The organism is Rhodococcus sp. USK13 (genome assembly GCF_018343855.1).
Classification (GTDB): domain Bacteria; phylum Actinomycetota; class Actinomycetes; order Mycobacteriales; family Mycobacteriaceae; genus Rhodococcus_F; species Rhodococcus_F oxybenzonivorans.
The window spans coordinates 1,117,034-1,135,185 of sequence record NZ_CP069242.1; the positions used below are offsets into that span (position 1 = coordinate 1,117,034).

The 18,152-nt window shown below is 66.7% G+C and carries 15 protein-coding genes and 2 pseudogenes; 14 read left to right on the forward strand and 3 right to left on the reverse strand.

Going from position 1 to position 18,152, the window contains the following annotated elements:
- Complete coding sequence (locus JQT59_RS07975; protein WP_213575661.1) at positions 1-564, reverse strand: VOC family protein; 564 nt, start codon at positions 562-564, stop codon at positions 1-3.
- Between the two features lie 1,007 nt (positions 565-1,571).
- Between JQT59_RS07975 and JQT59_RS07980 the strand changes: the two are divergent.
- Positions 1,572-1,673: pseudogene (locus tag JQT59_RS07980) on the forward strand (Lsr2 family DNA-binding protein); the annotation flags it as partial.
- 30 nt (positions 1,674-1,703) lie between these two features.
- Here JQT59_RS07980 and JQT59_RS07985 read toward each other — a convergent pair.
- Positions 1,704-1,862 carry a hypothetical protein gene (locus tag JQT59_RS07985; RefSeq protein ID WP_213575662.1) on the reverse strand — a complete coding sequence of 53 codons (159 nt, stop codon included), beginning with the start codon at positions 1,860-1,862 and terminating at the stop codon, positions 1,704-1,706.
- Positions 1,863-1,998: 136 nt separating this feature from the next.
- Between JQT59_RS07985 and JQT59_RS07990 the strand changes: the two genes are divergently transcribed.
- Entirely contained in the window at positions 1,999-2,223 is a 225-nt protein-coding gene (locus JQT59_RS07990) for a hypothetical protein (RefSeq protein WP_213575663.1), read from the forward strand.
- A gap of 24 nt (positions 2,224-2,247) precedes the next feature.
- Here the strand turns inward: JQT59_RS07990 and JQT59_RS36765 are convergent, their stop codons facing one another.
- Positions 2,248-2,808: a hypothetical protein gene (locus tag JQT59_RS36765; RefSeq protein WP_249354229.1), complete on the reverse strand. Its 561-nt coding sequence runs from the start codon at positions 2,806-2,808 to the stop codon at positions 2,248-2,250.
- Here JQT59_RS36765 and JQT59_RS36770 point away from each other — a divergent pair.
- The 12 genes and pseudogenes from JQT59_RS36770 to JQT59_RS38315 form a co-directional block, all read left to right on the forward strand.
- Positions 2,801-3,214 carry a ribbon-helix-helix domain-containing protein gene (locus JQT59_RS36770; protein WP_249354231.1) on the forward strand — a complete coding sequence of 138 codons (414 nt, stop codon included), beginning with the start codon at positions 2,801-2,803 and terminating at the stop codon, positions 3,212-3,214. The two genes, JQT59_RS36765 and JQT59_RS36770, sit on opposite strands and share 8 nt — an antisense overlap.
- A gap of 423 nt (positions 3,215-3,637) precedes the next feature.
- Entirely contained in the window at positions 3,638-4,114 is a 477-nt protein-coding gene (locus JQT59_RS08000) for a hypothetical protein (protein ID WP_213575664.1), read from the forward strand.
- 42 nt (positions 4,115-4,156) lie between these two features.
- Positions 4,157-4,588: a hypothetical protein gene (locus tag JQT59_RS08005; protein ID WP_213575665.1), complete on the forward strand. Its 432-nt coding sequence runs from the start codon at positions 4,157-4,159 to the stop codon at positions 4,586-4,588.
- A 424-nt stretch (positions 4,589-5,012) separates the two neighbouring features.
- Entirely contained in the window at positions 5,013-5,150 is a 138-nt protein-coding gene (locus tag JQT59_RS08010; protein WP_213575666.1) for a hypothetical protein, read from the forward strand.
- 454 nt (positions 5,151-5,604) lie between these two features.
- Entirely contained in the window at positions 5,605-5,832 is a 228-nt protein-coding gene (nrdH, locus tag JQT59_RS08015) for a glutaredoxin-like protein NrdH (protein ID WP_213575667.1), read from the forward strand.
- 32 nt (positions 5,833-5,864) lie between these two features.
- Positions 5,865-6,428, forward strand: a complete 564-nt coding sequence (locus JQT59_RS08020) for a DnaB-like helicase N-terminal domain-containing protein (protein ID WP_213575668.1) — start codon at positions 5,865-5,867, stop codon at positions 6,426-6,428.
- On the forward strand, positions 6,425-6,616 hold the full coding sequence (locus tag JQT59_RS08025) for a hypothetical protein (protein ID WP_213575669.1): 192 nt from the start codon (positions 6,425-6,427) through the stop codon (positions 6,614-6,616). The genes JQT59_RS08020 and JQT59_RS08025 overlap by 4 nt, the downstream gene beginning before the upstream one ends.
- A 308-nt stretch (positions 6,617-6,924) precedes the next feature.
- Complete coding sequence (locus tag JQT59_RS08030) at positions 6,925-7,536, forward strand: hypothetical protein (protein WP_213575670.1); 612 nt, start codon at positions 6,925-6,927, stop codon at positions 7,534-7,536.
- Positions 7,537-7,842: 306 nt separating this feature from the next.
- A complete protein-coding gene (locus tag JQT59_RS08035; protein WP_064079949.1) occupies positions 7,843-8,103 on the forward strand; it encodes a hypothetical protein in 261 nt (86 codons plus the stop codon).
- A complete protein-coding gene (locus tag JQT59_RS08040) occupies positions 8,096-8,458 on the forward strand; it encodes a type II toxin-antitoxin system HicB family antitoxin (RefSeq protein ID WP_160093876.1) in 363 nt (120 codons plus the stop codon). The genes JQT59_RS08035 and JQT59_RS08040 overlap by 8 nt, the downstream gene beginning before the upstream one ends.
- 194 nt (positions 8,459-8,652) lie before the next feature.
- Positions 8,653-9,279 carry a hypothetical protein gene (locus JQT59_RS38310; protein WP_502939800.1) on the forward strand — a complete coding sequence of 209 codons (627 nt, stop codon included), beginning with the start codon at positions 8,653-8,655 and terminating at the stop codon, positions 9,277-9,279.
- A gap of 386 nt (positions 9,280-9,665) precedes the next feature.
- Positions 9,666-18,109 (forward strand): annotated as a pseudogene (locus JQT59_RS38315) (helicase-like domain-containing protein); the annotation flags it as partial.
- Positions 18,110-18,152: the final 43 nt, after the last annotated feature.

An 18,152-nucleotide genomic window follows, 5' to 3' on the forward strand; every position in this document is an offset into this window, starting at 1 on the left:
TCAGGACATCATCAGTTCGAGAACATTGCGTTGAGGGGTTGTCGCAGCCCAAGCCCTGGTGATCAGCTCGGCTTCGGGTGTGCCCGCACGGAGCGCCGCCAGCATCGCCTCCGGATCGAAAGTCGGGCCGATCGGGTCGGTGGTGTACTCCTCGGCGTTCATGTACGCGGTGGCCTCGTCGGCGGTGGCGAAGTTGTCGATCTGCAGTTCCACCATGTTCCCGTCCGGATCGCGGTAATAGATCGACGTCGTGACACCGTGCTGCACCGGCGCCTGCGGCTCGATGCCGTGCTTCGTCAGCTGCTCGTACTGGTTGAGCAGGTCACCGAGCGTGTTGAAGGTGTACGCGGAATGGGCCAATCCCACCGTCATCGGCGTGCGCTCGACCAGGCCGGGAATCTGCGCGATCGCGAGCCGATGGTGCTCGTCGTCGAAGGTCAGGAACGCCAACATCGGATTCTCGAACACCAGGTCGGCGTCGAGCACCGCGAGGTACCAATCCTTCATTGCCGGAAGCTGGGTGGTCTGCAGAACGATGTGCGCGAGTCTCTTGTCGGCACTCATAGCCGCCTCCTTGTGATATCCGTCCGAGTTCTGTCGCGGCGCACCTCCGCCGTTACGGGTTCCACTGACTACACCGGGACGCGGCGGTTATGTAGCAGGTCACATCGTGCGCTGAATCACAGCGTAAACATTACGTTGACTAGATGTCAATGACTTTAAATCAAACCTGCTCTGGCGGTCATAACGTGCCCCTGGAAGGTGGATGAACGAACGAAGGGACGCTCGAGACGCGATTCGTCCGTCAACTCCCGTCGACATAACATGTCTCGCTAGTCACCAATTCTGGAATCGTCATCAGAAGGGCCTCGCTGACGATGCAGCTCAGAGAGTTCCGATCCTGCAAGGCTTTTCGACGTGGGCCATTCGGCGTTCTCCTATCGGGCCGCGCGCAGGGACTTGGCACTCGAACAGTCCCGGCACAACGAAAAACCTCAGACAAGAGCACATTGACGGGCTACAGTGACGCCGCGAGTTTCGACACCATTGTCGGGCAGTGAAGCGGCGTTGCAAACGGCCGAACGAGGGCCGCCCATCGGCTCCCAACGCCACGACCTCCCCGTCGAGCACGACCCGGCGGCGGCCGTCGAAAGTGGCGGCCAGGGCCTCGATCAATTCCGGATACGACGACGTCATGACGTTCAGATTCTGCGACCACAGAACCGGGATCACGGTGGCCACCGGCTGAGGCCAGCAGTCGGCAGCCGTCGTACGTGATCTCCGCCGCCGACGACCCACTCGATTCACCCCAACATCGGCGCAATCAACCCCCGGCGAGCCGTTATCCGTGGTGCTTCACTTCCTGCCCGAAAAATTGAAGCCGGTGGCTTTCCGTCGGCTGGGCACTAGGGTCGGCCTGGCTGTAACCGGAGCAGAAGGAGTGCACACGTGGCGCGGACGCCCGAGAATTCCTCAAGACGATGGACTTCTACATCGACCATGCCACCAAGATCGGGAGCCACAAGCGCCGCCCAACCACCAAAGCCGGCTAGGCCCAGTCCCGGTCACGGGCCCGGGACGTGCGGGAATGGGCGGCCGCGAACGGCTACGAAGTCTCTGCACGCGGCCGGATCCCCGCCGACGTCCAGGAAGCATTCGACGCAGCGCACTGACACCTTTTTCGACAACCAGGGCGGGCTGGCTCAGGGCGCAGGTACGAGGTACTTCACTCGGATGCTGAACGGATATCGTCCTGGCGCCTCGCTCGTGGACTCGATCAGCGCGCGATCGTCCTCGAGACTGAGGATGGTGAACACCGACTTCCCCTCAGGGTGCACCAGCACCCGGTCTCCTACCTTCACCCTGTCCCTCCGTGCCCGCACCGCCGAAGGCCCAGGTCAACGGCGGCAAAGTTCTGCGCCCCGGCAAGGCTTCCCTCCAAGTCGGGGCACCCCCAGACTAGCTCAATTCGAATGTGTGTGCGAATAGACTGGGTGAGTGAAATACGAGGAAGCCCCGGACCGGTGTCCGAACAATCACCTGCTGATCGGTGGACGGTGCCTGGTCGGCTGGGAGGTCTGCGGGTGCCCGGCCGCGGCGGCCAAGAACTCGGGGCACCGCACGTTCTTCTGTCGCTTGTGCGGGGAGACGGTGCGGATCCCGCCCTGCTCCGGGCCGCAACCACAGGCCGACCGCTGGTTCACCCTCCCCAACTCCGACTGACTTGCGCGAATCGCGGCCGCGCGATCACCTGACGGCGGCGATCCGTAGACTCGTATTCGTTCTGGTGAGCACCCCCCATTCGTTCCCAGAACCCCTGTGCCCCGGCATCCCCCCCGACGCCGGGGCACAACCATGCGCACCGGCGGACCAGAAGAAGAGCACGGGATGACGGAGTCGAAACCAGGGCGGATCCCGGTGGGCGATCCCATCGCACTGCGCTTCGACCCCGAGACCAAACACCGACTCGAGCAGATGGCCGAGGGCATCGGCCCACGCCGGTTCGGGGCGCTGATCCGCGCCGCCTGCCGACGACTGGTCACCCAGCCGAAAGCCGTCCGCAACCGTCTCGCCGAAGCGCGGCGACTCACGCACGTGCGGCGGGCGATCCCGCTGGTCATGCTCACGCTCAAACTGGAACCCGACACCGCGCAGAAGTTCACGGCGCTGACCGCCGAGCACGACACCACGATCAGCGCACTCATGCGGATCGCCCTGCACCGATTCCTGAAAACTCCCGGCCGCTACAAACACCCGATGCTCCGCGAGGCGGACCGGACTGTCCGAGAAGGTCGAGGTGATGGTCAACCCGTCCAGCAAGCACCAGGTCTGGCGCCTCGCCGGCCGCCACGGCGACAAACTGGGCACCGCACTTGCCCGGGTCGCGCTACGGCGCCTGCTCGATGAGCCCGGTGACCTCACCACGGACCTGGAGAACATCGCACCGTTGCGCGATCTTCGACCCGAAATCTATCCCGCCAGAGTGAATGTGCACTTCGACGCCCCGCTCCGGGACAGGCTCGACGCCTTGGCCGCACGGCTCGGGTCCGATCGCGCCGAGTTGATGCGTTTGGCCGCGCAGCGGGTGCTCGAGGCACCCGGAATGATCGAACACGCTGTGAACCGCGAGATCTTCCGCAGCGAGAAGAACAGAGCCCATCTGATGGCCCGCCACGCCCGCCGCCAGGCGCGGCGCCGCACACAGCCGGACTGATCGACCGGCGCCCTCCGCTCCACACGAACTGATCGACCACGGCTGCTGGTCAGTGGTCGCGGGCGGAGGCGGCGTTGCGATGTACCCGCCTCCGGCGGTTACCGGGCCACCTGCGGTGTCCCCCGAATCGAGCTGCTCCTGCTCCGCTGCGCTCCGCCCTGTTGAAGAGCATCGTTCTTTTGACCTGCTGGCCTTCCGATCCTGATCGACGGCGGCCGGGGAACAACCCCTGGCGGCGCAAGCGCCGGCACAAGGCTCCGAGAACCTTCTCAACGCGTACTCGCTTCGCTCGCTGAGAAACTTCTCGGCCCAGGGGTTGCACCCCGTCCTGATACCGCCGATCCGACTCTCCCTTGCCAGCAGGGCAAAAAGAACGATCGGGACACGGCGAGTGATCCGATCCGTACGAAAGGTCACTGACATATGAACCCACCGACAGCGCCCGCGGATCCCATCGTGGAGACGTCCGATGTGCTCGACTACCGAAGCTTCGGCACCTTGGAAGAGATCTACGCCCACGAGCTGACTCAACTGGAAGCAGTCGGCGTCACCGATCCCGAAGTGGCCACGACCGGCGGCAATTGCTACGCCCTTACCGGCGGTGCCGGTTACGCCCCCGATGGGCGGTCGATCTACCTCCTGGCCACCACCAACGGCGGCCCTGCCTTGGCAACCGGTGAACCCATTACGAGCTGGGCCGTCGGCCTGTACGACACGCAGGGCGACTCGGTAGCCCTGGCAATGGGCGAGGCCAGCGTCGAGGTGCTCGGCGACTCCTCCGATGCACTCGGCTGCGCGGTCACCCGCGCCCGCACGGCACTGCACCAGTACACCGGCGGTGCACCGGCCGGGAAGACCGCCCTCATCGGAGACCAGGGCGTGACCTGGATCCCCGCATAACCACCAACACCGCACACCCATCTCCGAAGGAGAACAAAAGTTATGTCGAAGAACATCTTCCAGGCTGGCGACCGCGTCATCATCGACCCCGTGGTCGCGAACAAGGACATGAAGGGGCGCGTTTTCGAGGTGGTTCGCCAGTTGAAGGTGAACTACGAGCTTAAGCCACTCGACGGTATCGGCCCCGGAGTGAGGGCACAGCCAGGAGTGCTGATGCCCGCGCCCGAGGAACTGTTAGCGAAACCGATCGTCGCGGTTGCGCCCTTGTCGACCGGGTCCACGGTGCGGGTGAAGCAGGCCCGGAATATCGATCCGACCACGCTGTTCGTGGTCCTCTCGAACGGTGCCAAGGTGAAGATCGCCGAGCTGGGCGGCGACGACGGCGTGTACTGGAATGTGCCTCGAACCGCGCTGGAGAAGGTGACGATCGACGTCGCCGCCGCCGCGGCCAGCGCCCAGGTCGTCGAAGTCTGACACCGGATCAAGCCCGCTGATGCAGTGCATGGCGGACACATCCTGACCACCACGTAGATCGGCCCCCAACGGCGCACCGGGCAGCAGCTATCTGCCCGGTGTGCCCGCACCAAGGACAAGGCAGAGCAACCACCATGACCGAGCCGAGACACCAACTCGCCCAGCTCGACCTCTTCACCCCATGCGCCATCCCCACCTGCGAAACCCCAGTCATCGAATCCGGTGACGTGTGCCCCGGCTGCCAAGACGCGTTCGGCCACATGCTGCAAACCCGACCCCCCGTACCGCGCGAGGTATCACCGCAGCTCGAGGCCGCACACACCGTCGAAATCCCGGCGGGGAACACGGCGATCCCGACCGCAAGCACCAACGATCCCGATCGGAAAGCAAAGCAGACATGTTGGCTGTGCGAGGAACGCCGGACATGCCAGAAGGTGCGCGGCCGCTGGGAATGCCGATCCTGCACCCGCCGATAGCTGGAGCCACCCGGGTGACCGGAGAAGAGATGCCGCACCAGACGGAACTAGAAGAATTCCCGAACACCTGGTTTCCGGTCCGATGACACTCCGCATCGCGCCGGGCGACTGGACGGGCCGCGAACGGAAACCACCGAGAAATCAACAAGTAATAAACCGTTTGCGGCACCATCCCCCTTATTCTTTTCCCACTCTTCTACCAGGGCCCCTGCGCATCAAGGCCGCTCAGTGAAAACTTTTCCACGCGGTCACGAATTCCCTTATTCCGCAGAAAACTTTCCCCGCTCACCTTGACCCCCACCGCCCCGGAAGGGCATCCGCCAATACAGGGGGAAAGCAGCTCCGAGGGCAGGCGATCACGCTGGTAGCAGCGCCATTGCCCCCGGGGAAGTCAATGCCTCAGTGGGTACCAGGAAGGGTATCGAAAAGCGCCCCCATGAATGGTCCATAAATGATCGAATTAAATACTCGAAAGGCTTGGATATGAGCGTCTTATTCGATAAGATAAATGCAATCGAAATTTATTCGAAGGGGGAAGTTGTGACTGTCACCGTGTATTCCAAGCCCGAGTGCGATCAGTGCAACGCGACCTATTTGCAATTCGACAAAGCGGGGATCGAGTACACGGTTGTCGACCTCACCGCGGACGCCGAAGCCCGCGACTACGTGATGAGCCTCGGCTACCGCCAGGCTCCCGTCGTTGTGGCCGGCACCCAACATTGGGCGGGATTTCGGATCGACCGCATCAGAAGCCTCACGGCGGCCTGAATCTCGTGGCCCCACGAAAGGAACGAACCGGCGTGAGCGCCGCACTCTCCGTCGTCACCGGCGTCACGGACAGCCCCGAACCCGCCGCGGCCGACCCGATCCAACCGGAAGACTACGCCGACGACCTACACAACGACGTCGAAGCACTGTTCCTGTGCGCCTTGCTGTGGGCACCCCGGTCGGCCGCGCAACACGCCATCGGCATCCTCGAGCCCACCGACTTCGTGCGCCCCATCCACCGCGAGTTCTTCTCCCTGATCACCCGATTGATCGCGGGCGGGGCACCCCACAACGCGGCCATGGTCGGATCGGAACTCGAGCAGTCCGGTGCCCTCGCCGGCCACCACGGATCCGAACGCTCCCGCCACCTCGCCAACCTCGCCACCCTCGGCGCCGAACACACCGCGATCGACCACTACGCCCGAGCTGTGTTCAGCCAGGCATACCGGCGCAGCTTCGCCGCCGCGGCGACCGCACTCACCCAGGCCGCGCAGGAACTTCCCGCCGACCAGCTGTATGAGCACATGTGCGAAATCGGCCGCCGTCAACGCTCGCTCACCGAACGCCGCAACACCATCGAAGGAGATGACCAGTGAGTATCCACCCCGACCTGAGCAGCACCGACGACGAACGCGACGCCTTCCACCTCCACAACTCCGGACTCACCTGGGCGCAGATCGCCAGCGAAATCGGCTGCACCGAGGGGACCGCCCAAGCGTTCGCGACCGCCTACCGGCAACGCACTGACGCCGCCGCCGCCCAATCCCAAATCACCCTGTTCTGACGGACCCCTGCTGCGCACTCACACGCAACCCCGAAGACCCCGCCCTGGCCGATAAGAGCAACGAGGAGGACTCGTCATGTCCTTGCCGGGAGTGGTGGTGCGCACCGCCGACTCGTTTCGAGTACCCGAATACGCTGTGCCGGGACCGGCCTTGCGAAGACACTGAACTTACGCACCAGCAGAGCGAACTCAGGTAAAGCGAGGATCGGTGGCCTGTGATGGATACCGACAGCACACCCGAGCCCGGGAACCAGCCGACCGCTGGGCCAACCGCCACGCCGCCGACTGCGGACACATCGGAATCAGACTTGGCATCAACCAGGGGCCTGGAACGCGATGTCCGCGCCGCGACCCGCACCGGCCGTTACGCACTGGCCACGGCCCTCTGCGCGGCGATCGTGTCCAGCGTCGTCTCGGCCGGATCAGCTGTCTACGTCAGTAGAAACGAGTTGGCGAGAAACGAAAGTGTCGCAGTAGCGCAAGAGGTGCGAGAGAACCAGCAACGGATCTACGCCGATCTCATGACCGGCGTCACCGGGTTCCTGGAAGGACTCGGAACTCTGAAAGGAGCACTGACGGAGAATCCCCCCGATCCGGAAGCCGTACAAGCTGCCATCACTGTCATCAGGGACAAGGGAGGGGCGGCAATCAGAGCCGTCCATATGGTGCTCTTGGTGGGAAGTGCACAGCTCCTCCCGGCCCTCGACAAGTTCACCTACCCATACGAATCCTTTTTCCGAGTGCACCTGAACCCGTTCGATTTCCGCCACTTCGGGGGCGCCGGCGACGTAACAGACCCCGACGGTCTATTTCCGGACCGCCCTGGCTTGCTCACGGAGATCGATCGGATGGTCGAGGTGTCAGGGGAATTCGTAGGTGACTTCCTCGTGCGGGCACGAGAGGACCTCGGAACCGGCTGAACCAATGACATGCCTGCACCCGCCGATACTTGCCCTTGACGCCGACGAGACCATCATCCTCGACACCTTCCCGGGAACTCTCACCGAGACTGCCCACGGTCGCCGGCGATATCCCCGCGCACGGCGGACGGAGCAGGCGCGCCGCACTGCGATCGCTTTTCCGGAGCGGTAACAGCGGCGATACTGCCCGCTGATGTTCCTGGCCAGCGGAGTCTCGGCGTGAAGGCCGACGCCGAAGGCCGCTGACTTCTCTCTCGTAGCCCTCAACACCTATCAGTATAGTATCGCCAGTGATACCATTCCGGTATGTCGAAGCAGGCGAAGCTGATCGCGAGGATGAGGGCTAGTCCGCAGAGCGTGACTTATACCGAGCTGTTCAACTTCTGCTGCGACATATTCGGGGAACCGCGCCAGCGCGGCACCTCGCACGCGGTGTTCAAGATGCCGTGGGCGGGCGACCCGCGAGTGAATATCCAGAAAGGCAGCGGCGGCAAGGCCAAGCCCTATCAGGTCGGCCAGGTCGTCATCGCATACGACAAGCTCACGAAGGAGGCTGACAATGGCTGACGCATCGCACTACACCTATCGGGTGACCTGGTCGGAGGACGACGGCGAATTCGTCGGGGCCGTCGCCGAATTCCCGTCGTTGTCCTGGTTGGCGGAAACGCAGGCCGAAGCACTCGACGGTGTCATCGGCGTCGTCCGTGAAGTGCTCGAGGACATGACGCTGTCCGGCGAGCAACCACCGGTCCCGATCGCGGATCGGCCCTACAGCGGCAAGTTCATGGTGCGCACGTCCCCGCAGGTGCACCGGACTTTGGCGATCGAAGCCGAGGAACAGGGTGTCTCGCTCAACATGCTGGTCAACCAGAAGATCACGGCTCCGGCTGCGCCTCGGTCGGCGGCGGCCGGTGCCGCCTGAGGGAAGGCCGCAGGCAAAGTTGTAAGACTTTAACAACTTTGCGCTGCAAGTACTTTCGGTAGATCCGTCATAGGCTGCATGTGCTTTGTGTCCAACGAATGGGCGCACGGGGAGGTCACGCTTCGCGTGGCAGCACATGAGAGGGGCCAGACGGTTGAGCGAGCGCGGACACATCATCCAGGGAGGAAACGACGATGGCGGAGTTCGATCCGACGATTCGCGCGGAAGTGGAGCGGATCTGGCGGGAGCACCTGGGCGTGGACCCGGACGCGACACCGGAACAGCTGACGGCCCAGTTCGACGAGGAGGCCCAGCGGCTGACGGAGCTGACGTCCCAGCGGTTCGGGGGCGGTCAAGGGTATCTGGTGCGGAAGTGGAAGGCCGAGCATCCGGGACAGGATCCGGACGTGATGACGACCTATCAGCTGATCGCGCAGGCCGAGCACGACAGCCGGGAGGCCGTGCTGACCGAGGAGCTGTACTCGCAGGTGCCGGAGATCAGCGAGGAGCAGATCGCCCGGGAGCTGAAGATCGAGCAGCGGATCGAGGAGGAGATCACCGAGCGTCGGAAGGCCCGCGACCCGGATCGGTGGCGGACCTCGATGGTGGAGATCCCGCCGTTGGCGTGGCAGGTGGTCGATCGGGTGTGGCCGAGCGAACCGGACGCGTTCCAGGGGTACGCGGCGGCGCTGATCGCGCAGCGGATGGAGGACAACGAGAGGACACCGCTGACGGCGGCGGATCCGCTGGCCGACGAGCTGGCGCAGATGATCGACGAGCAGATCAAGGCGTCGAAGGCCGCGGGGAACCGAGTGGTGTAGCCCCGGAGCTCATCTCCTACGCCCGCGCTCAGCGGGACGCCGACGCGCTGCGGCAGAAGGTCCGCACCCTGCGCGAGGCCACCAAGCAGGTCCAGGCGCAGGCAGCGGAAGCGTCCCTGGCCAATGCCGATCCGGAGCTGATCGAGGATCTGAGTACGACCGCGGACCGGATGGCGGCCCGGGTCGAGCGGGTGTCGGCTGATGCCCACGAGGCCCGTGACGCGGCCGAGCGTGCCCGGCAGGCGTGCATCGCTGCCGGCTATGACGTCGACGGGGTGGATGTGGCGGCCCTGAGCCGGGTACGCCTACCGCGCCGGGACTGGCGCGACCGCCCTGCCACCGATCGGCAGCAGGCGTACCTGCGGACCCTGCGGCGCCAGCGCGGGTTGCCGGTGCGGCTGCCCGACGACCTGACGATCGGCCGCGCCGACGAGCAAATCAAACTGCTGCGCACCCGGTCCGGGAAGGTCGCCGACGCCGCCGACCCGGAGATCGCCCGCATCCTCGCCGAGGCGGAAACCCAACGGGCGCGCGGCGAGCGGGCCGAGCACACCGGTCCCCCACTGACGCCCGGGCAGGCACGGGAGCGGTCCGCGCAGATTCGGGAGCAACTCGCCGCCCAGCGCACCGACCGCGAGAGGCGCCCCTCACAGACACCGGCTCCCGCGCCGGCCTCGGAGGACGTGCCCGGCCGGCGGCCGCTGCGAGAGCTGGTCGCCGAGTTCACCAGCCAACGCGAACCCGTCGCCGACGACGAGGGCATTTCGGCGTTGCTCGACGACATCTGCGGGCAGGTGTTGGCCGACGAGACCCTGAACCTGGTCGCCGGGGCCGAGGCCAACACGTTCGAGCAGTTCACGATCTGGGCGGCCCGCAAGACCCACGAGGACGTGCAGGCCGGCCTGGTCGAGCAGGTGATGAGCGAGGACCCGCAGGTCGCGGCGATCGCCCGCGCCGCCCTCGACGACCCGGCCCGATGGCAGGCGGCAGCGGCGGAGCTGCCCGCCCGCGCCTGGGCGCAGCACCACCCCGATCGTGCGGCCGCGGACGCCGCGGTCCTCGCACTCGAAGCGAACCCTGCTGTTACCGAGGCCGCGACCGGACCGGCCGAGCAGTTCACCGCAGCCCCGCCGGTGCAGCAGGCCCTCGACACCACCGTCACCGCCGCCAGCCCGGAAAACGAAACGCAGCGGCAGCAACTGGCCGAGGACACCCTGACCCGGGTGCACGCCAACAGTCACCGCACCGACCCGGTGGACTGGCGGCAGACCGGCCGCGACGCCTGGACCGAACACGGGCCCACCGGTGGTGCCCCGGTCCCGGCGGCGGACCCGAGAGTCCGCGCTGCACTCGACGGTGTCCCCGTTGGTGACCCGCGCACCGAGCAGATCTTCACGGACTGGAACCGCGGCTGGCACGGTGCCCGGACCGAATGGGCGCGGAGGCGCGAAGGCGAGGTCCTCGCCGATCTGCAGGCCGAGATGATCACCCACCCCAGCCTGCAGGTGCTGCGGCGACGACCCGAGGACCAGCTCAGCGTCGGCCGGCATCGGCTACTCAACCTCACCGTCAGCGACTGGCTGCTGTCCGTCGACGGCGCCGATCCGCAGTATCAGGCGGCGGCGTACTGGCTGCACGACAACATCGCCACCACCCTCGATGCGGTCCACGAGGCGGTGAAGGACTCCCCCGACCCGGACGCGCCCACACCGGAGACCGCCGAGCCCGGCGAGGTCACGGTCGACGCGGTAACAGCACCCGGCACTGCCGTCGAGGTCGGCGCCGAGATTCCGGATCAGGAAAAGATCCATGCCTGGCTCGACGCCCAACGCGTGCACACCGCCCTGATGCTCGACGGTGCCGATGCCGCCGCGGTGGCCGAGGCGCAGCACCGCGCCGACACGGCCCGGGCGCAGATCCCGGACCCCAGCCTGCGCGCCTGGCAGGCGGCCGGCAGCGTCGACGACCGCACTGCCGCCGCCCGGAAGTGGCGGGCTTGGGCTTTCGACGAGCTTGCTCAGGATCCGCTGGTGGTGGCCCTGGCGGCGAGCACTCTGGTGACCAAACGGACCAGCGCCGTCCTCGAGTCCGCGGCCGCCGACCTGGCCGATCGTCTGGCCACCCATCCCGAGCTCGCGGCGGTGATCGACGACCACGGCGGCCACCCATGGCTCACCGCCGAAGTCCGCGGGCCGCTCCTGGCGTCCCTCGAAGACGTCTACCGGGACAAGGCCACCGAATGGTTCCCGCGCGGCGTCGACACCTTCGTACGAACAGACCGTCCCCGCACCCAGATACACCGGTTCACCCCGCACACCGGCAATCCGATCTGGGAGGTCACCACCGACGGCGGTGAGAGCCGCGAGCGCTGGGGCAGCCACCACCTGCCCGCGGTCCGGCGGGCCACGGTCGGCACCGGTGCGCCGAACGCGGGACCGGTCCGCAGCGGGATGGTCGCCGAGCAGGCCCGCGGCCGGTTCGCCGAGATCACCGGGCAGGCCCTGCTAGCAGACGAGGTGTTCGTCGCGGCCGCCACCTCACCGCACCCCAGCCTGGGCCGCACCGGCTTTCTGACCTCGCAGGCCTCCCGGGAGTTACGTTCGCGCATCCTCACCGAGGTCGAGCGCGAGCACCCCGCACTGGCGGCGGCATGCCGCGCCCACGGCCTCGACATGTCCGAGATACTGCGTCTCGACGTCGCCGACCACGCATTCGACACCCTGCACACCAGCGCCACCGAACCTGACGACCTGTTCTCGGCGGTGACCGGACCGGCCGATCTCGAGGCGGTGCGGGCCTCGGAGTACCTTGTCGGCGAACCCGGTCAGGACCGGGCCCAGGTCAGCTACCGGTGGCGCACCAAGGACTGGCAGGTCAGCCGCGGCGACGCCGAACCGGTCATCACGGCAACCCTCGCCGAGGCGATCGCCACCGCACGCACCGGCCGGCACATCGAGTCGGCCGCGGCCGCCGCGAGCATCACCGGGGAGCGCGACACCTCAGAACGCGGCCGTCAGGACCTCTCCCGCTCCACCGAGAACGAGGCCGAGGCTGCACCGTCGGCGGCGGCCGAGTCGGCGGCGGACCGGCCGGAGGTGACGGCAGCGAACTTCGTCCTCGGCGCCGAGGTGCTGGCACCATCCGGGGCAAAGGCCCGAGCCCGCGCGAACATCGACGCGATCCGTCTGGTGCACCAGCTCAATGACGAGAATCGGGCGGCCACTGCCGCCGAGCAGCGGGTCCTCGCCGCCTGGTCCGGGTGGGGTGCGGCCGGGGACATCTTCGACAAGCGCAAACCGGAGTGGGACGAGCTCCGCAACGACCTCTCCGCGGTGCTGACCCCGGCGGAGATCGCCGCCGCCCGCGCCTCCACCCTCAACGCCCACTACACCGACCCGGCGATCGCGGCCGAGATGTGGTCCGCGCTGGGCAGAGCCGGATTCACCGGAGGGCGGGTCCTCGAACCGGGATGCGGGGCCGGCAACTTCATCGGCCACGCCCCGAAGGGCACCCGGATGGTCGGGGTGGAGCTGGACCCGATGACCGCCCGGATCGCGCACCACCTCTATCCCCAACACCAGGTCCGCAATCAGGGATTCGAGAAGTTCTCCCCCGACGAGGGCGCCTTCACCGCGGTAATCGGCAACGTCCCGTTCGGCAACTTCGCGGTCGGCGACCCGCTGCACAACCCGTCCGGGCTGACCATCCACAACCACTTCATCCGCAAGTCCCTGGCACTGACCGAAACCGGAGGCTACGTCGCGGTCATCACCAGCGCCTTCACCTCCGACGCCCAGCGGACCAAGGCCCGCGAGGAAATCGCCGAACTCGGCGACCTGGTCGGCGCACTGCGGTTGCCGACCAAGGCATTCGACCGCCAAGCCGGTACCGATGTGGTCACTGACCTGCTGATCTTCCGCCGCCGCGAGGCCGGCCGCGCACCGGCAACGGCGACCGAGCAGTGGATCACCACCTCGAAGGCCGAGCTGGCAGGCGGTGAGATCCAGGTCAACGACTACTTCCTGACCCACCCGGAGAACGTGCTCGGCGAACTCGGGATCGGGTCGGGCATGTACTCGGCGGCCACCTTGAAGGTGACCGCCGACCCGTCCCGCCCGTTGGCCACCCAGGTCCGTGACCGGCTGACCGCCATCGTCGACACCGCGAAGAACACGGGACTCGGGCAGGACGCGGAACAGCCGGCCGCCGACCCGATGCTCGATCGGGCCGGGCTGATCACCGCGGAAGAAGCCGCGATCACCGAGGTTCCGGGATCGGTGCGGTTCAACGACGAAATCGACATGTTCGAGCAGCTCTCCCTCGGCGGCCGGTGGACGCCGGTGCCGTCGAAGATCGACAAGGCCCGCACCGCCCAGTGGAAGTCGATGCTCGCCATGGCCGGCACGGTCACCGACCTCGTCGACGCCCAGCGCACCGGCGGCGACGAGGACACCAAGAACCGGCTGCGGGCCCAGCTGAACCGCCAGTACGACGCGTACGCACGGAAGTACGGGCCGCTCAACCGGTTCACCTGGGTCACCCCCGCGCCGCCCAACCAGAAGGTGATCGACAAACGCTTCACCGACCTGGAGAAGAAGTGGCGGGCCAACAACGGCGACGAGACCGGCCCGGTCACCGGGGCACTTCCCGAGGACGTCGCCGCCCGGCTGCTGGCGGAGGCATCGGAGCCGAACCCGGCGTGGAAGAAGATGCGGCACCTCGAGGGCGCCATCCGCTACGACCCGGCGATCGCGCTGGTCCGCAGCATCGAACTCTTCGACGAGGACACCCAGCAGGCGCGCAAGTCGAAGATCTTCACCGAGGACGTCATCACCGCGCCGCAACGGGCGCAGTCCGCCCAGGACATCGCCGAAGCGCTGGCAGTCAGCCTGGACGAGACCGGGCAGGTCGACCTGGACCGGATCGCCGGGCTGGTGGGCATCGATCCCGAGACCGCCCGGACCCAGCTCGACGGGCTGGTCTTCCCCGACCCGGAAGACCCGACCGAACTGATCCCGGCCCCAAGATTCCTGTCCGGAAACGTGCGGGAGAAGTTGGCGGCCACCGAAGCCGCCGCCCGGCAGAACCCACAGCTCTACGCCGGCGCGGTCGACGCACTGCGGCAGGTGATCCCGAAGGATCTGGATCCGACCAACATCACCGTCCGCCCCGGTGCGAACTGGGTACCGACCCCGCTGTACGAGCAGTTCATCCGCGAATCGTTCTCGGTGCACCCGGACACCCGCATCGCGGTCGAGTACTCCCCCATCACCGCGTCCTGGGACTTCACGATCGCCGGCGACCAGTACACCGACCCCTACGGGCTGCCGTACGAAACGGCCGGGGACCGGCGCGGCGTCGACGGGCTGTCGTTGCTGGAGAAGATCGCCAACAACCAGCCCATCCGGGTCTTCAAGACGAAGCCGAACTCGAACACTCCCCCAAGCCGCGGTTCCACGAAGAGCTCACCGAGGAACTGCAACAGCGGGCCGAGATGCTCGAAACGGCGTTCGGGGAATGGCTGTTCGCCGACCCGGCCCGCACCGCCGCGCTGACCCGGGCGTTCAACGACCGGTTCAACTCCTTCGTCGACCCCGCCTACAGCGGGCAGGGCCGCACTTTCCCCGGACTGCGGATCACACCGCACCCGCACCAGGCCGCGGTCGCGGTGCGGCAGATCAACGAACCGTCGGTGCTGCTCGATCACACCGTCGGCACCGGCAAGACCTGGTCGATCACGATGTGCGCGATGGAGATGCGGCGCCTCGGGCAGATCAAACAGCCCTGGGTGGTGGTCCCGAACCACCTGGTCGACCAGTGGTCCCGCGAGGTCGCCGACGCCTACCCCGGTGCCCGGGTGCTGGTCGGGGACGACTTCAAGTCCCGCGCCGACCGGCAACTGTTCATGGCGCAATCAGCCTCCCAGGACTGGGACCTGGTGATCGTCCCGGAACCGGCCTTCACCAAGATGCAATGCGGGGTCGACACCCAGGCCGCTTACATCGCCGACGAGATCACCCGGCTCGAGGAAGCCCGCGAGGCCGCCACCGGGCAGAACACGATCAAAGAGATCGAGAAGGCCAAGAAACGGTGGCAGGAAAAGCTCGAGAAGAAGATCAACGCCGACTCCAAGGACGTCGGGTTCTCCTTCGAGCAAACCGGCTGCGACTACCTGTTTCTCGACGAAGCGCACATGTGGAAGAACCTTTCGCGCCAGTCCAACAACGCCGACCTGGCGCTGCGGGAAGGATCGAGCCGGGCCACCGACCTGGACATGAAACTGTCCTCCCTGCGGCGTAAGTACCGCCAGCGCGCCGCCGTCGAGGGCCGCAAACCCGTTCCGGAGAAGGTGGTCACCTTCGCCACCGGCACCCCGGTCGCCAACAGCATGTCCGAGCTGTGGGTGATGATGAAGTACCTGCGCCCGGACCTGCTCGAGGCCGCCGGGATGGAGAACATCGACGCCTGGGCGGCGAACTTCGCCGCGATGCGCCAATCGGTCGAAATGAACATCACCGGCACCGAACTGCGATCGGTGTCGAGGATCGGCAAGTTCGTCAACCTGCCCGCCCTGATGTCGATGAACGCCCAGTTCACCGACGTCGTCGTCCGCGAGCAGGTCCCCGCCACCCTTCCCGAGATTGCCGGCGGCGGCCGCCAGAACCTGACCTTCGAAATGCCGCAACAGGTCCGCGACTTCATGATCGACCTGGACGAGCGGATGCAGATGTACACCGGCAAGACCGCGCACATCGACAACCCCCTCAAGATCGGCAGCGACGGCGCCAACGTCACCCTCGACCCCCGCCTCGGCGGCCTCGACGCACCACCACCGGGTGAAGGCCGGGTCGACCTGCTGGTGAACAAGCTCTGGGAGATCGAGCAAGGCACCGCCGACACCGTCTACTACGACGAGGACGGCAACCCGGAACCACGCACCGGCGGTCTGCAAATCGTGTTCCTCGACCGCGGCACCCCCAAGCCCGGCCAGGGCGACACCCTCTACGACATCATCCGCGCCGACCTCGTCGCCCGCGGCATGTCCCCCGGCGCAGTCCAGTTCATCCAGGACTACCCCAAACCGAAGGACAAGCGGGAGCTGTTCGCAGCCTGCCGCCGCGGCGAGGTGAAGGTGCTCATCGGCTCGTCCGAGACGATGGGCACCGGCATGAACGTGCAGAAACGCGCGACCGCGCTCTTCCACGTCGACTGCCCCTGGCGGCCCGCGGACCTCGAACAACGCGAGGGCCGGATCATCCGGCAGGGCAACCAGAACAAGACCGTCGAGATCATCAACATCGTCGGGGAACGCTCCTACGACACCACCAAATGGCAGACCGTGGAGAAGAAATCCGCCTACATCGAGCAGCTCCGCCGCGGAGTGCTCGACTTCTCCGAGGCCGAAGACATCGGCGGCGGCGATATGACCTCGTCGATGGCCGCGACCAAGGCCGCCGCGACCGGCGATCCCCGCTACGTCGAGGTCGTCGAACTCGAAACGCAGCTCCGCAAACTGGGCGCCGAAGCCCGCGCCCACCGCTCCGACCAAGAGCGAATCAAATGGCAGCTGCACGACAACCGCACCCGGTTGCCGATCCTGACCAAGGAGATCGAGGAAGGCCGCGAGGTCGCCGACGCCCTCACCGCCTGGAATGAACTGCCCCGCAAACAGCGCACCCTCACCGTCGGGGGCCGCGCCGTCTCGTTCGCCGAACCGGCGGAGGTACGCAAGGCGGTGCAAACCCGGCTGGCGCACATCATCCGCGACCTCGAACGCCAACCCGACGGCCAACACCTGGTGGCCGAGATCGCCGGCGCCGAAATCTCGATGGGCCGGCTCCCGGTCGGCGGATACGCATTCCGGCTCACCGGTGGCATCGTCCGCACCGTCGACGCCGAGGTCGTCGACCTCGCCCTCGGCAGCGCCGACGGTGGATCCGGCATGGTGACCCGGCTGACCAACATGGCAGCCGACCTGCCCGCCGCGATGGACCTGAACGTGAAGGACCGCGACTACATGGCCGCCCAGACCGAGCAACTCGCCGACAAGCTCGGGGTCCCGTTCCCCAAGACCGACGAGATCACCCGCCTCACACACACCTACAACGAGATGCGGGCCGACCTCGCCGCCAGGGAGAACTCCCCCGAAGCACTCGCCGAAAAGGCGGCGACCAAGGAACGATTGGCGGCCGCCGGCATGTACCGCGGATGGACCCGCGACCTCAACCCCACCCGCGGGCACGCCGACAACCAGGGCATGTCCCAGGACGAGCTGCGGGAAGCCACCCCCGCCCGGATGGTGGCGGCCGCGAAAGAGCACGCCGAACGCAAGGCCCAGCTCGCGGAGAATCCGCAACCACCACGGTGGCAGCGCGCCGACGAGATCGGCTCCGAGCTCACCGCTGGATTCGACCGGGACACCGGCGATCCCGGTGCCGTGGTGAAGTGGACCGGCCGCGACTGGTACTGGTCCGCCCACAACGCGCGGGAAACCCTCGACAGCGGCACCTTCCCCACCCGGGACGCCGCGATCTCCGCCGCCGAGAAGACCGTCGGAACCGCCCTCGCGGAAGCCGCCATCCCACCGGCGGCGGTGTGGGAACGCGATGCCGGATCGTTGGCTGAGACACGGTCCGGTGTACAGGATTCGGCTCCCATAGTGGCGGCAGGAACTCAGGAGGAACGGGAGTTGGCGGAGGTGATGCGGCTGGTTAAGTCCGATTTCCCTGCCCACGCAACCGCGTGCGCCGCCAGGAACACCGTCACGATCGAACGGGTGCCATCCGGACTGCGGGGCGACCGCAGCCGCGACACAGATCAAGAGCGCTGACGATCGAGCGGGCGCGGTCGTCCGCACCGTAGTCCTCGCCGCG